At 53.2% G+C, this 14,184-nt stretch carries 12 protein-coding genes; 1 reads left to right on the forward strand and 11 read right to left on the reverse strand.

The genetic code is table 11. The annotated features are described in order from the left end of the window. The 6 genes from CCY01nite_RS02525 to CCY01nite_RS02550 form a co-directional block, all read right to left on the reverse strand. Positions 1 to 1,509 (reverse strand): sulfatase family protein, encoded by a 1,509-nt coding sequence (locus tag CCY01nite_RS02525; RefSeq protein WP_146857724.1) that lies wholly within the window; start codon positions 1,507 to 1,509, stop codon positions 1 to 3. Beyond that, positions 1,499 to 2,665 (reverse strand): hypothetical protein, encoded by a 1,167-nt coding sequence (locus tag CCY01nite_RS02530; RefSeq protein ID WP_146857725.1) that lies wholly within the window; start codon positions 2,663 to 2,665, stop codon positions 1,499 to 1,501. The genes CCY01nite_RS02525 and CCY01nite_RS02530 overlap by 11 nt, the downstream gene beginning before the upstream one ends. A gap of 8 nt (positions 2,666 to 2,673) precedes the next feature. Next, the gene (locus CCY01nite_RS02535) at positions 2,674 to 3,837 is read right to left on the reverse strand and encodes a family 43 glycosylhydrolase (protein ID WP_146857726.1); all 1,164 of its coding nucleotides are present in this window, start codon (positions 3,835 to 3,837) and stop codon (positions 2,674 to 2,676) included. A gap of 69 nt (positions 3,838 to 3,906) precedes the next feature. After that, positions 3,907 to 5,370 carry a RagB/SusD family nutrient uptake outer membrane protein gene (locus CCY01nite_RS02540; RefSeq protein WP_146857727.1) on the reverse strand — a complete coding sequence of 488 codons (1,464 nt, stop codon included), beginning with the start codon at positions 5,368 to 5,370 and terminating at the stop codon, positions 3,907 to 3,909. 10 nt (positions 5,371 to 5,380) lie between these two features. Continuing rightward, positions 5,381 to 8,443: a SusC/RagA family TonB-linked outer membrane protein gene (locus CCY01nite_RS02545; RefSeq protein ID WP_146857728.1), complete on the reverse strand. Its 3,063-nt coding sequence runs from the start codon at positions 8,441 to 8,443 to the stop codon at positions 5,381 to 5,383. A gap of 20 nt (positions 8,444 to 8,463) precedes the next feature. Further along, positions 8,464 to 9,696 (reverse strand): hypothetical protein, encoded by a 1,233-nt coding sequence (locus CCY01nite_RS02550; protein WP_146857729.1) that lies wholly within the window; start codon positions 9,694 to 9,696, stop codon positions 8,464 to 8,466. A gap of 237 nt (positions 9,697 to 9,933) precedes the next feature. Between CCY01nite_RS02550 and CCY01nite_RS02555 the strand changes: the two genes are divergently transcribed. Then, complete coding sequence (locus tag CCY01nite_RS02555; protein ID WP_146857730.1) at positions 9,934 to 10,683, forward strand: hypothetical protein; 750 nt, start codon at positions 9,934 to 9,936, stop codon at positions 10,681 to 10,683. A gap of 677 nt (positions 10,684 to 11,360) precedes the next feature. Here CCY01nite_RS02555 and CCY01nite_RS02560 read toward each other — a convergent pair. The 5 genes from CCY01nite_RS02560 to CCY01nite_RS02580 all read right to left on the reverse strand — a co-directional run bounded on the left by CCY01nite_RS02560 (position 11,361) and on the right by CCY01nite_RS02580 (position 14,184). Beyond that, the gene (locus CCY01nite_RS02560; protein WP_146857731.1) at positions 11,361 to 11,645 is read right to left on the reverse strand and encodes a nucleotidyl transferase AbiEii/AbiGii toxin family protein; all 285 of its coding nucleotides are present in this window, start codon (positions 11,643 to 11,645) and stop codon (positions 11,361 to 11,363) included. 2 nt (positions 11,646 to 11,647) lie between these two features. Further along, the gene (locus CCY01nite_RS27070) at positions 11,648 to 11,938 is read right to left on the reverse strand and encodes a DUF6922 domain-containing protein (RefSeq protein WP_146857732.1); all 291 of its coding nucleotides are present in this window, start codon (positions 11,936 to 11,938) and stop codon (positions 11,648 to 11,650) included. 173 nt (positions 11,939 to 12,111) lie between these two features. Next, on the reverse strand, positions 12,112 to 12,834 hold the full coding sequence (locus CCY01nite_RS02570; protein ID WP_186830863.1) for a 3-keto-disaccharide hydrolase: 723 nt from the start codon (positions 12,832 to 12,834) through the stop codon (positions 12,112 to 12,114). A gap of 60 nt (positions 12,835 to 12,894) precedes the next feature. Next, a complete protein-coding gene (locus CCY01nite_RS02575; RefSeq protein WP_146857734.1) occupies positions 12,895 to 13,230 on the reverse strand; it encodes a hypothetical protein in 336 nt (111 codons plus the stop codon). A gap of 21 nt (positions 13,231 to 13,251) precedes the next feature. After that, positions 13,252 to 14,184, reverse strand: coding sequence for a DUF6772 family protein (locus tag CCY01nite_RS02580; RefSeq protein WP_146857735.1), 933 nt, complete (start codon positions 14,182 to 14,184; stop codon positions 13,252 to 13,254).

A 14,184-nucleotide genomic window follows, 5' to 3' on the forward strand; every position in this document is an offset into this window, starting at 1 on the left:
TCAAGGTATCTGTGTTTTTATTTTTTCCAGCTCCGCTTTCAGCGCCTGCACAATTTCCGGGTGCTGCTCCGCGAGGTCTTTCGCTTCGCGCGGATCATCCTTCAGATTGTACAGCTGGGCGTGAGGCTTGAGCCCGTTCTCTATTTTTTTGTTTTGCAGCCAGTCCGGCGTTGCCTTTTCCTGCGGAGCAATGTACTTCCATTCGCCTTTGCGCAGCGAAAGGGTGTACGATTCCTCCAGCAGGTATTCCCTGCCCTGTTTCGATTTTCCGAGCAATACGTCCAGCGCGTTGCGGCTGTCCGGCGCGGCGGTCTTTTGTCCGGTTAATGCGGCCAGCGACGCCATGATGTCCACATGCGAGCACAGGGCATCCGATACGCCGGGCTGTATGGTGCCGGGCCAGTAAGTGATTGTTGGTACGCGGGTACCGGCCTCGAATGCGCTGTATTTGCCGCCGCGGAAGATGCCTGAAGGATTGTGCGCGCCTGTGAGCATGGAAGCGGAATCTTCGTAGCCATCGTCCAGCACGGGGCCGTTATCGCTGCTGAAGATGATCAGGGTGTTCTTTGCAATTTGCAGGGAATCCAAAAGCTGCATCACCTCTCCTGCCATCCAGTCCATTTCCGTGATCACGTCGCCGCGGGCGCCCATGTTGGTGGAGCCTACGAAACGCGCGTTCGGCGTTCTCGGCACGTGAATGTTGGGGAATGGATAATAGAGGAAAAACGGCTGGTTTTTATTGTTGATGATGAACTGTTTTGCTTTTTCGTTCAACATCACAGAAATATCTTCATCCACCCAGCGCGCTTTTTTCCCGCCGGTCATAAAGCCGATGCGGCTGATGCCGTTGATGATGGTGTTGCTGTGCTGCGTGTCCGCTCTTTGTTTCAGCAGTTGCGGGTGCGACAGGCCGGTGGGCTCGTCCCCGATCTTTTCCGCGTAGCTGACGGCGATAGGATCGTTGGGATCGAGGTTGGGCACTTTGCCGTTCTCCACGTATACGGTCGGCACCCGGTCTGTTGTAGCGGGAATGATGAAGGAATAATCAAAGCCGATCTCGTTCGGGCCGGGGCCGATGTGGCCGTTCCAGTCGATCGTTCCGCTGCCAAGACCAAGATGCCATTTACCCACTACCGCGGTTCTGTAGCCCGCTTTCTGTAGCATTTCCGGCAATGTGGCGGTGCCGGGGCGTATCAGCAGCGGCGCATCTCCGGGAAGAATGGCGGCGTTGTTGCGGAAGGCGTAAGTGCCGGTCAGCAGTGATACTCTCGACGGCGTGCAGGTGGCGGCGGTGCAGTGCGCATCGGTGAATTGCAGGCCGTTGGCAGCCATGCGGTCCACATACGGCGTTTTAACACCGGACGCGCCATAGCAGCTCACATCACCGTAACCCAGATCATCCGCATACAGGATGATGATATTGGGCGTTGAAGGCGTCGCTGTTTGCTGCGTGCACCCGTACATCCCGATCAGCGCGGGCAGAACGATATGGATTATTTTATTGCGCATGTTGCTTTCCACGATTGACAATGTCCGTAAAATCATCAAACCATAAAGGATTGGGCGTAAAGGAACCATCCGGCTGCGGTTGCAGGCTTTTCATCGGGAAGATGGGATTGATGAACCATGTAGGCGAACCAGGGCCCATTTTCGCGGGGGCGGACTGGCTTAAAAATCCGTAAGTGGCCAGTATGACACCGTATTTTTGAAAATAGCGGTAATAAGTAAGCATGAAATGCGGCGGGAACCATTTGCGGGAAGCAAACATATCCGCCCATTCTGTGGCGCTCACCCTTTCCGAATTGGCCTTGCTGTACCACTCGTACAACTTCATATCCGCCGGGTAACCATATTTCTCCGCGAAGGCTTTCCCTTCTTTACTGTCGCCCAATTTATCAGAAACATGCCGGTTATACAAACGAAAAAGGGAAAATTCCGGGATGATGATGGGCTTGTCCGGCATAATGGAGCGCACAAAGCGGAAAGCCTCTTCCATTTCCAGCGAATCGCTGATATGCAGGTGAACGGCGAGGCCCTTGATACGCGGGTTCTTCTGCGCCAGCTGTATCAGCCCGATGACACCGGGTTTCTTTTGTTCTTCTTTGAGGAACAGCCGGGGCAGTGAACCGGTGTACACATCGGGGCGCTGCAGCTCCGCATGTTTTTGATAGTAAGGCTCTACCACTTCCGTCAGCAACCTTTCGGTAAACCGCACCAGCGGCACCACACCTTCCGCATTGAGCTGCAAGTCCCGCGGCATGGTTTCCAGGTTGGGTTCGTTGCCGAGCTTGAATACATCCACATACGGCCCCACACGGTCCAGGATGGCGGCGGCTACCGCGAAGTATTTTTTCTCTTCAGCGGAACCGGGCGCGGGAATGGGCAGCTTGAACTTGTTAAAGTCCCAGCGGAAGCCAAAGGCCACTTTGTAGCCTTTCTTTTTGGCGTCTATCACGTTTTGCAGGCCGGGCGAAGTGGCGGGATCTTTTTCCCCGCGGATATATTCAAAAATATACGGCGTGGTACGCACCCATTCCACCGGCGTTTTTTGCAGGTATTCAAAATCGATGATCTCGGGATCGTGATTGAAGTTCGCGCCTATCTCCTGCGCATGGCCGGCGAAGGGAAGCATTGTAATAGCGGCGGCAAATATTTTTCTGAACATGTTTTACATCAGTTTAAAAATGAAGCATAAAATGTAGCAGCGCGTTCGCTATCCGGCTTCAGCCTGCCGTTCTCCCATTTAACGGGCACGAGCCCCGGCCGGCAGGTAACGGCGAATTTCGTTCCCATCACACCTCTCGGGTTGAAGAACGTGGTAGACCACCAGTCGCCGTTCCTGTCCCTGAATATATTGTTATGCCCGCCCTGCAGGATAGCCGCGTAACGCGGGCCGTAGGGGCCGTAGATGTTGTCTGATTCCGCCACCACCACATCGTAGCTGTACAAGGCATCCAGGTCTTTCCGGTCATCTCGCAGATAGGAATAACTGCCATCTTTTTGTTTAACGGACCAGACGGTTTGCAGCAGCTGGTATTTGTTATCATGCTTGGTAATAAATACGCCTTCAATATACGGATCAGGATGGTAAGGCGTTTCAGCCAGCTTTTTGAAAGGTTCCGCCACATCGCTGAGGTCGTCTTTCATTTTTGCGATAAAATGATTGTGGCCGACGAGATACACTTCGCCGTTATCATCTTCAAACAGACCGAGGTCGATATTCGGGAAGATGGCTTTTTCTGTGCTGCCGGCGATGTTCCTGTAGGGGCCTTCGGGTTTCCCGGAAACGCTTTCCAGCACGAAGGAGCCGGCGCCGCCGTTCATGCAGGCGATCAGCAGCCATTTCTGTTTGCTTTTCACGTAGTGCAGCTCGGGCGCCCAAACGGCGCGGTACATGGAGTCCAGCGGGTCTTTGTTGGGCGACATGGCGCCGGGTTCCAGGGGCCTGCCGTTCCTTTGCCAGTCTGCCGCGTCTTTGTCGAAGCTCCAGATGAGGCCCATGGGTTCCCATTGTTTGAGGTCCCTGGATTTCCACATGTACAGGCCGTCGTTGTAGTCCCAGCAGTGGACGCGGCCGGAGGGGAATTCCCTGCCGGGCGTGGCGGTGGTGCCGGTCATGTAATAATAGCCATCGGGACCGGTCATCACGTACGTGTCGCGCATCCACTGGTCCATGATGGGCACTACGGAAGCGGGCACTGTCAATGCCGTGTCACCGACGGGTGCTGCAGGGTCGCTGTACTTCGGATTTTCCGCGGTGGCAGCGCCCCACTGGCCGCAGGAGGAATAGACGATCGATAATGTCAACAATAATGCAACGGGTTTCAGCTTATTCATTACGCTCAATAGTTTTTGATTCTTTCAGCCGGGGCCGGCAGCTTTTCCGCCGGCCCGGTCATGCTTTGTTTAGTAATCCTCGTTTTGCTTGCAGGCCGGGTTAGCATCAATTTCCGTCTGCGGTATCGGGAACACCTTATGTTTGTCAGCCGCCACTGTCACGCCTCTGGCCTTGGCTGATGAAATAAATTTATCGTGACGGAGCAGGTCTTCCCTTCTCAGCCCTTCGCTGTAAAACTCCCATCCTCGTTCACGAAGAATGAGATCTCTCAACACTTCCTTGCCGGTAGCTTCCGCTAATGTGAGATCATCCAGACCGGCACGGTCGCGTACTTCGTTGATCAGGTTCAGGATGTCCTGGGTGGGGCCGGTCAGCTCGTTCAATGCTTCGGCGCGGCTCAGCAGGATGTCCGCATACCGGATCACCGGCACGTCGTTCCCGCTGTGGTTGCCTACGGTGGCATTGTCCCAGTACTTCAGGCTTCTCACATTATCGGCTGTAGCCAGGAGATTCACGTTCACACCGTTGTTATTGGTGTAGCTGCGCAGCAGCAGGATGGCGCGCTCGTCTTTGGCTACATCGAAAGTATTGGTAAATCCCGTGCGCATGCGGTACTGGGTGGCGAAGTTGGCCATGGCGTTCGTCCATACGAATTCCGGTATCTGCGAAGATGTTTTGAAATTCGGCGGCAGCGCGCCCGCGGTATACCAGTTCCCGAAGCCCGCTTCATTCCTGCAGGGCTGCACCATGATCATTTCCTTGTTCCCTTCGTTCTCTACCCTGAACATGTTCTGATATTCTTCAAACAGATCGTAATAGTTGAAGTCTATCACTTCCTGGCAGGCGTCCGCAGCCTTCTGCCATTGCCGGGTGTTGAGATAATGTTTTGCCAGCACGCTCCAGGCCATGCCTTTGTTGGCTCTTGCAAAGGCTTCTTCCTGCCCCGGATCGGGAAGGTCGGGAATGGCGGCGGTCAGTTCCTCTTCGATAAATGCCCGCATTTCCGCATCGCTGGCCTTTGCCAGCAGCGGTTCCGATGTGCTCACGGTGCGCAGGGGCACGGGGCCGAACCACTTGTACAGCAGCTCGTATCCGAACGCGCGGATGAACCTTGCTTCCGCCGCATACATTTTTCTATTGGCATCGGAGGTATTTACATTTTCGATGTTCTCCAGTACAATGTTGGCATCCCGGATGGCGCGGTAGGTAGGCGCCCATACATCCACCTGGAAAGTCAACAGCGAAGCGTCCCAGGTGAAATTGATCAGCTGCGTCAGCGTGAGGTTTTCCGCGCCGCCGCTGTTAAAGCCGATATCTGTTGTTACTTCGGAATTGTTGATCAGGTAGCGCGAGGGCGTGGGATTCTGGATGAACGAATAGGACGAAAATAAAACGGACCGAATGCCCTTTTCCGTCGTCAGCACATTTCCCGGCGCAAATTCTCCCGGCGGCGTTACGTCCAGCATCTTTTCGCAGCCTGCCTGTGGCAGCAGGGCTATAATAAAAGAAGACAGTATGATGATCTTTTTCATGTGGCAGTTTTTAGAATTGAACGTTTACACCCAATAAGAAGCTACGGGTCATGGGATAAGAGCTGTAGTCGATCTTCAGGATATCGTTCCCTATCGCGTTCACCGCGGGATCGATCCCTGAATAGTCCGTGATGGTGAACAGGTTCTGCCCTGTTACGTAAGCCTGCAATCCCTTTATCAGCTTGTTGTTGAGCCGGAAATCGTAACTGAGGCGGACGGACTGCATGCGCAGGTAAGACGCATCTTCCACCGTTCTTGAATTGATCGTTTGCTGACCCTGTGAAGTGGGATTGACGAACGAAGGATATTTGTTGGTGGGGTTATCCGGCGTCCAGCGGTTCAGGTAAGGCTCTGCGAGCTTGTTCCTTCTGAAGCTGACAGGGAAATAGCTGTCTATCGCCGCGTTGTTCAGTACGCTGCCGCCCTGTGCGCCTTCGATGAATACAGACAGTGAAAGCCTTTTAAATTCGAAGGTGTTGGTGATGCCGTAGGTAAAGTCCGGCATCGATTTGCCGAGGATCACGCGGTCGTCCGCATTGATCTGGTTGTTCTTGTCCAAATCCCTGAACTTCAGGTCACCGGGTTTTACGCCGGTGGGCGCGGTGGAGAAATCATCATCCGTCTGCCATACGCCGAGCACTTCATATCCGTAGTAAGAGCCGAGGGACTGGCCCGGGGTGATGATGCTGGCATTGGCGATGAAGCCCGCGCCGCCGGTGAGTATCTGCGATAAAGGCCCGAGGCTGAGCACTTCATTTTTAACGGTGGAGAAAACAACGCCCATGTTCCAGTTGAAGCCGTTGCTGCTGCGGAAGATGTCGCCGGCGAGATGGAGGTCGATGCCGGTATTTTTCATCTTCCCGATGTTCTGCGTTTTTACGCCGAAGCCGGTGCTCAGCGGTTGTGGCAGATCCAGCAGGAGATCGGAAGTGCGGCGGTCATAATATTCGATGGAACCGGTCAGCCGCCTGTTGAACAGGGAGAAGTCCAGCCCGATGTCCGCCTGTTTTGCTTCCTCCCATTTCAGGTCCGGGTTCGCCACGCGGGATGGCGCCAGGGAAGTGTAGCGGTCGCCGCCGAAAATGGCATTTCCGCCGCCGGAGAAAGTGGTGATGTAAAGATAGTTGGCGATGGACTGGCTGCCGATGATGCCGTAGCTGAGCCGCATCTTCAGTTCATCGATGAACTGCACGCCTTTCAGGAAAGATTCTTCATGCATCTTCCAGGCAATGGCGCCGGAAGGGAAATAGCCGAAGCGGTTATTGGGACCGAAGCGCGATGATCCGTCCGCCCGCACACTGGCCGTCAGCAGATAACGGTCTTTGAATGCGTAGTTCACCCGTCCGAGGAAAGACACGATCTTGGTAGAGGCCCTGCCGCTGCCGATCTGGTTCAACTCGCTGTTGCCGGAACCGATGGCATCGTACTTGAGGTCCGGCAATGCATAGCCGCGGCCGTTGCCGCCGAAGGAATTGGAGGCGAAATGTTCGTACGTGCTGCCCACTACCGCGTTCACGGAATGATCCTTGCCGAACTGCTTGTTGTAGTTCAGCGTGGCCTCGCCCATATAATAATTGACATTACCGGTATTGATGGAGGCGATGCCGCCGGTGGGCAGGCCCAGGATGGTGGAAGGGTCCAACCAGGTATTGCGTTGCGTGATGTTCACGTCGCCGGCGCCTTTTACTTTCAGGGAGATATCCGGATTGAAAAAGTATTCGCCGTAGATGGTGCCGAAAGTCCGGAAACCATCGCTGTTGGCGTATTGCCCATTGATCAGGATCAGCGGGTGATCGATGGTGGTCATGAACGGCGAACGGTTGTAGGAGCCGTCCGCATTGTATATCGGAAACGAGGGATCGTAGTTGATCGCGGAATACAGGGCGCTGCCGTTTTCGTTCACACCAAGGCCGATGGAATTATAGTTGTCTTTTATATAAGATGTATTCAGGTTGAAGCCGAACGCATATTTCTTCGCCACGCTGTTTTCCAGGTTCATCCGGGCGGTGTAGCGTTTTACGCCGGAATTTTTCACAACGCCTTCCTGGTTGAAATAGCCCAGTGAGGCGTAGAACTTCGTGTTATCCTTTCCACCGGAAAAAGAAAGGTCATGGCTCTGCACGCTTGCGTTCTGATACAACTGCTGCTGCCAGTCTACATTCACCGGATCGTTCACCACTCTTTCCGAGGGCACGCCGCCGCCGTCGTCGATAATGGCGTTCAGCACATCTTTATATTGCTGGCCGGTGAGCATTTCCAGCGAGTTGGACACTTTCTGCACGCCGTAGTATGCGTTGTAGCCGATGCTAAGCCTTCCGCTGGCGCCTTTTTTGGTGGTGATGATCACTACGCCGTTGGAGCCGCGGGAGCCATAGATGGCGGTGGCGGAGGCGTCTTTTAATATTTCGATGGATTCGATGTCGGATGGATTGAGGCTGTTCAGCGGGTTACGCGGATTGGGCGTGGCTACAAAGCCGGCGCCGCTGCCGGTAACGGGAGAAAGGTTATTCACCGGCATGCCGTCTATCACGTAAAGCGGATCGTTGCCGGCGGTGATGGAGCTGGCGCCGCGGATCTTCACGCTCATGGCGCTGCCGGGCTCGCCGCTTTTCTGGTACACCTGTACGCCGGAGGCGCGGCCTAACAAGGTCTGCTCCACGTTCACATTGGCGCCGGGAGTGAGGTCTTTCGCCTTGAGCGACACCACCGAGCCGGTAACGTCGGATTTTTTTACCGTTCCATATCCCACGACCACTACTTCGCCGAGGTTCTCGATCTTCGCTTCCAGCTTTACGTCTATCGTATTGCCGGCCCCTACCGGGATCTCTTTGGTGGCATAATCATCAAAATAAAATATCAGCACGGGGCTGCTGCCGGATACGGCGATGGAATATTGCCCGTTTGCATTGGTGGTGGAGGTGGAATTGGTGCCTTTTACCAGCACGGTCACCTTCGCGAGCGGCGCCCCGCTTTCGGAAGAAGTCACTTTCCCGCTAACGGTACGGTTCTGCGCGCTCGCGTGGACGGCGCAAAACAACAGCAGTTGCAGGATCAGCGTTATTTTTTTGTTCATATGGCAGTGGTTTGAAAGCGTTAATTGCAGGTTAAGGTGCCTGCGTTAATGTTAGAAAATTGGTCGAAATAGGCGTAGCGGCCCTGGGCTTCGCCGTTGGGAAGGAGTTCCACCGCTCTGCCTGCGAACAGGGAATTGAGCACCCAGGGGTCTGTAGTGGCTGTAAAATCTTTATCCAGCGGATAGCTTTGCCGCATGGCATAGGTGGCGATCCAGAATTTCGGGTTAGCCTTGAACAATTTGAATGAATTGCAGAGATAGTCTTTCCTGTTCTCCAGCCAGGTGGTGTGCTGGTGGAATGCATTCCATTCCTGTACCGGCCGCGGGTTCTTCAGCGCATAGTCGATATACTGCCAGTTTTGCGTAATGCCGGCCGGCGGCGGAAAGATCTGGTCGGAAGCGCTGGCGTTGGCGGCATTGAAAAATGCGGCGGAAAGGGGCTGGGTGAGATTGGCGCGCCACCATTTCATCAGGGAATATTCGGTGATGATGATCTTCTGGTCTGTTCTTATTTTATTATCTACATAATTGAGGGCGGTGGTGATCTCCCCGTTACCGGAATGGTGAATGTGCAGGTCGATGCCCGCAATCCAGGGCGTGGCCTTGCAGTAGGCGAGGAATTTGCTGATGCCCGCTTCGTTCTGGCGGTTGGCCTGGTACAGGTTGTCTATCGCGCCGAGGAAGATCGGCTTGCTGATATTCCGCCCTCGCATGTAATCGTTCACCCGGATGGACGCGGCCTTGTAAAATGCATTCAGCGGCTCGTCGTAAGCACCGGCTTCCGACTCAATGAACGGCTCATTGCCGACTACGATAACGTCTGTATAATTAATAACAGCGTCCAGTATCCTGTCGATATAGGTGATATAGGCGTTCCACTGCGTGCTGTTCACGGCCGGGTAGGGCCTTGTTTTGAAATTGAATTTGAGATTGAGGATGGTCTTATAGCCCTGCGCCTGCAATTGCTGGTATTGGAGGATGCGGGGGCTGGTAGCCAGGTTATTGTTATCATAATGATGAAATACGTCCAGGAAGCCTCTCACCCATTTGGTCTTGCTCCTGCTCAGTTCCCCGAAGCTGATCTCGTGGAGGCTTTCATTATAATTAACACCGATGGCGGGGATGGAATCGGATACCAGGATGCCGCCGCCGGTGTTCCCGGGTGGAGGGCTTTTACTGTCGGGATCGCCTTTGCCGCAGGCGAAAAATAAAGCGGTAAGGGCGAGAAGCCCCGCGGTGGTAAAATTTTTCATAACTGAATTGAGATGTGGAATTCAAATAATAACCGGGTGTAAAATACCGCGGGAGGGCATGTTGGGGCTGTCACATTTGTAGCGAAAAATGAAAAGATTGTAGCGGGAGGGCGGCGCGTCAATTTGATAACACACTGAATATTAATCAGTTGATGAAATATCTAAACCTGGTTATAATAATGTTATCTTTATATGATCAGCCAAAACACTTTTACACAGTAACCAAAATCAGGTTTTATGGCAAGGCAAACTTCACTTTTCACCTTCACCGGGAAAGCCGCTAATATGATCGGCTATTACCGGGACGGCAAACATTACTTCCGCAGCATGCCGGCCACCGTCCGGCAGACCACCGCCACCAAACGCGCCGCCCTGCACTTCGGCTTCGCCAGCAGGAAAGGGCGCCTCATCCGCAGCGCATTTGCAAATGACCTGGATGTCCGCTGCGACGGTACGCATATCAACCGGCTCAACAAGCTGCTGATCAAGGCCGGCAGGAACAACAACGCCCCACTGGCAGGCTTCCGCTTTAACCAGCATACGGGAGTGGACCGGTTCTTCCATGCAGCGCCAACACTGTCACAGGACGGCATCCTGCACATTCCCGCGCAAACGCTGCCACAGCTCAAGGGCATCACTGCCCTGGAGGTAAAAGTGATCGCTATCCGCATCAATTTCGCGGAACGCCGGGTAGTAAGTACGGAAACCGCCGTGATCAAACTCGATCCCCGGGAAGCGTTCGCGGGCGCGGCGCTGGATGTGGACATACCGGGTAAGGGAACATTGATCGTGGCCCTGCAGGTAAGAGGGATGTACGGAGCAGATGCTTCCGGCAACAGGAAATACCTGGCTGCGGACATTATTGCGGTGAAGGAGCCCAAAACAGCGGAGATATTTCACAAGCCGGAACACCCGCAGCAGGAAGCGTTACAGCAACGGCTGCAGTCATTGCTAAACCCCACGCCACAACTCATTCAAAGGGAATAGCTCATCCCCCCTGAAAGCTGATTTTGGTAAACAAGCATCCATTGAACGTCATACCCTCCCTTCTTCATATTTCCATCCCGTTTCCGCAGGCATCCCTGCAGAAGACCTTCTCTTGCCTCAACATTCCCTCCTGCCCTCATCCCCCGGATTTTTCAACTTCAGATCAAAGGCAGATCATCTCCGCATCAAGTCCACGTTGCCCTTAGTGATCCTTCTGTGTTCCGATACCGATCCCATATGGAGGTGGCATAACCGGTTGCACTTGAATCGTGCTGGTTTAGCTATACATCAGCGATAACCGCATGAAGGCCAGGATGGCCTGTTTCATCGTAAATTAATTTATTGGCTTGGTGGGAGGGGGAACAATGCCTCTTTTGTGCATCAATTCCTTTACTTTCATTTTCCAGTTGATCCGGGCGGATGTCCAACTTTTACTATGGGGCATTATATCGATATTGTCGTTGGAGTGATTTGGCCGATTAGGAATTTCCGAATATCTGTTATCATCAAATTCTAAAAGCAGGTTTAGATCTTCAGCCGGATTCTGCCTGCCATCTAAATCGAACAGGCATTTGTATTTATCAGCACTATAATTCTCTAATTTAATCTGCAATAACGCCAGGAGGTCCTCCAGGCTTATTTCGTTACTCAATAGATCCAGATCGTATATGTCTTTCTTAGCCTTTCGATTGCTGGCGCTCATCAACTTCAGGAGAGCAATATCTTTGACGCGCTTTGCCAAACCAGGCTTCCAAATCCCGTTTCATGGCTTCCAGCCCGGAGATTCCGGTGATTAAATTTGAAAAAAGGTCTATATCTATAGATCTTCTGTGATTGTACCGTAAAGCCAGATTGGTGCCTCCTGCCAGGGCAAAGTAAGCAAAAGACGGTAAAGCCTGAATTTCGGCAATTACCTCCAGGAGTTCAACCGGAACTGCCTTGTCATAGTGATTTACTGACATTCTTACCTAGGGGAATATCTGTGAAAGACAGGTATGTGATAACGATGGGCTACCATCTCGCAGACACGATTACTGATCCTCTCCTTTGTGGATTTGAGATTTCTTACGATTTCATCGCTGCTGTAAATTGTTTCCAATTTTGCGATATCATCGTTAAAGGACTTTTCATCAGTCATATACAAGGCACGCGGGATAATCAGACGCTGATCCCTGTCAGCATCCAATTGCTCCAGTCTAACATCCCAAAACAAATGCTTTGGAAAAATTGACGATATGTTTATTGCCTTATTCACCCTACAAATTTAAGGTATTTCCGTACAAGTACCTTAAAAAGCCTTGCCGCTCTGGAAGCCGGCAAGGCTGTACTCCCGCAAATGGACATCTGCCGGGAGAGATCATAGGCCATCTTTGCAGATACTACGCTGCAAAAGCCGTTCAATATTTTGCGACCGGATCGGCCGGTCTGTCAGGGCAACCGCCGTATCCTGATATTCCTGAACCACACCCTGTCCCCGTGGTCCTGCAAAGCAATATGCCCCGATGCGAACTTTCCATACTGCGGCATCGCGGCGAACTTGCTTTTTGCTACCAGCTGCTGCCATTCAGGACTGCCCAGCCGGTAATCCTGCACTTTCTTCCCGTTCAGCCAGCACTGCACATGACCCTTCTTTACTTTCAGGCGCACGTGGTTCCATTCACCGGCGGGTTTTACGGACGCGGCCATCGGGGGCATCAGGTCGTAGTTCGCGCCGGCCTTGTGGGTGCCTTCCTTTCCCTTCTTAGCGTCGGGATGACGCTCATCGTCGAGTATCTGCACTTCGGGACCGGTCTGGTAAACATATTTAAATTGAGGGTCTTCGGACACATGGAACAAAAGGCCGCTGTTGCCAGCTTCGGATATCTTCCAGTCCAGCCGCAGATCGAAACTTTCAAACTGTTCTTTCGTTACGATATACCCACCGCCTTTTTTGGTAAGCGTGAACGTTCCGTCTTCGATCTTCCATTCCGCGGGGAGATGATCTTTTTTATATCCGCGCCAGTGGTCCGTGGACGTGCCGTCGAACAGTGCGGTCCATTTTCCTTTGTTCCGTTGCTCTGTAGCAGTATCACCTGGCGTTCCCGCTACGCAAAAACCGCATAATGGTATCAGCAGGGTAAGCAGGTAAATCTGTCTATTGATTCGTTTCATGATGGTGCTGTTTGGCACGGACATGCCCATGCCTTTGTTCCGGCACGTTGCATTCGTTCGTTATGATTTCAGATGTAAGTGAACAGAGGCTTTTACCGCCGCATCCTCTCCCAGTATCTCGCCATTCACCCGCAGCCAGTTGCCAAAATGGACGGCTTTGCAGAAATAGTGGCCGGGCTTGTCTATCAGCGGAAACACCGATCCCTCCCTGATCCAGTTGATGCCGTCCGGTGAAATTTCTACCCATGCGTTCAGACGGGCATCATTCCCCTTTAATTCTTCAATGATCAGAAAGAAAATGGCTTCGCCCGCCCAGCCTGCCTCCATGGGGTGGGAACTGATCGTTCCTGTAAAATATTTTCTGCGCTCTACGGCAGAAGCATGAAAGTGTCTCATATCGTTTTTTCTGATAAATAATTATTCGGCGGAGATCACTACCGAGTCCGCGTAAAAGAATACCCTTCTGTCCGTATCGTTCTCCACCCACATGCTGGGGTTAAACAGCCCTTTTACCCTGGCGTATGGCGCGGTGAGCGTGGGCTTTATTCCCCGCAGGTCAAATACCCTGTCGCCGGACTGCAGCTCCACGTACTCTCTTTTTTCCGTGTCTATCAGCAGGCGCAGGTAGCTCCAGTTGATCTTGTCGTCGCTTTCATTATAGCAGAGGTCCTGGTAGCCATCGGGCACCCATTCGAAGCCGTCTGTAGAGCCGTCCGGGTAACGTTTGCCGTACCACATGGCGTCGATGCCCATTTTGCACCAGTCGTTCTCCACGCCGTAGGCCCATTCCACGTCCGTTATTCCTTCTTTCGCCCTGAATATCTGCCAGCGGCGCACCATTTCTCCGTTCACGGCATTCACGTAGCGGGCGCCGATGAAGTAGCGGTGCTCGTCGTCCTGGATATCGAAGAAGATGCCGAAGGCGCGCATGGCCTGTTCGCTCAGTCCCTGCCGGTCCTGTTCGGGCGTGTAGGCATACCACATTTCATATTGCCGCAGCCCTTTGGGAAGATGGGTGGTGAGGCGTTTGATGCCATGGGCGAGGCTTCCCGGCGCGGGGGCTTCGGTGTAGGGATTCGCTGTCTGGCGGGTGGACAGCTTCAATGAATAGGTACCGTCCATCGAGCCGTGCGTGCCGGTGAGCCGGAAGCTGGCGCTGCTCAATGTCAGCGGCCCCCACTGCGTTTTGTCCACATGGCTGTGCCGCAGCGTGTTGAAATCCTTGCCAACGTAATTGGGATGGAGGTCCATCCAGCCGTTGAATCCTTTGTCGAAATCATCGTAACATATTATTTTTTTCAGCGGCTGATATTTGTTCAGACCAGCATCCAGCGCGATCACGTGTTTCAT

This window comes from Chitinophaga cymbidii, assembly GCF_007992715.1.
Classification (GTDB): Bacteria; Bacteroidota; Bacteroidia; order Chitinophagales; family Chitinophagaceae; genus Chitinophaga; species Chitinophaga cymbidii.

What these genes read in the sequence shown, in the direction of transcription:
- CCY01nite_RS02540 (WP_146857727.1), bottom strand. Translation starts at nt 5,370, where the DNA reads ATGAAAAAGATCATCATACTGTCTTCTTTTATTATAGCCCTGCTGCCA.
- CCY01nite_RS02580 (WP_146857735.1), bottom strand. Translation starts at nt 14,184, where the DNA reads ATGAAACACGTGATCGCGCTGGATGCTGGTCTGAACAAATATCAGCCG.
- CCY01nite_RS02555 (WP_146857730.1), top strand. Translation starts at nt 9,934, where the DNA reads ATGGCAAGGCAAACTTCACTTTTCACCTTCACCGGGAAAGCCGCTAAT.
- CCY01nite_RS02525 (WP_146857724.1), bottom strand. Translation starts at nt 1,509, where the DNA reads ATGCGCAATAAAATAATCCATATCGTTCTGCCCGCGCTGATCGGGATG.
- CCY01nite_RS02570 (WP_186830863.1), bottom strand. Translation starts at nt 12,834, where the DNA reads ATGAAACGAATCAATAGACAGATTTACCTGCTTACCCTGCTGATACCA.
- CCY01nite_RS02560 (WP_146857731.1), bottom strand. Translation starts at nt 11,645, where the DNA reads ATGTCAGTAAATCACTATGACAAGGCAGTTCCGGTTGAACTCCTGGAG.
- CCY01nite_RS02575 (WP_146857734.1), bottom strand. Translation starts at nt 13,230, where the DNA reads ATGAGACACTTTCATGCTTCTGCCGTAGAGCGCAGAAAATATTTTACA.
- CCY01nite_RS02530 (WP_146857725.1), bottom strand. Translation starts at nt 2,665, where the DNA reads ATGTTCAGAAAAATATTTGCCGCCGCTATTACAATGCTTCCCTTCGCC.
- CCY01nite_RS02545 (WP_146857728.1), bottom strand. Translation starts at nt 8,443, where the DNA reads ATGAACAAAAAAATAACGCTGATCCTGCAACTGCTGTTGTTTTGCGCC.
- CCY01nite_RS02535 (WP_146857726.1), bottom strand. Translation starts at nt 3,837, where the DNA reads ATGAATAAGCTGAAACCCGTTGCATTATTGTTGACATTATCGATCGTC.
- CCY01nite_RS02550 (WP_146857729.1), bottom strand. Translation starts at nt 9,696, where the DNA reads ATGAAAAATTTTACCACCGCGGGGCTTCTCGCCCTTACCGCTTTATTT.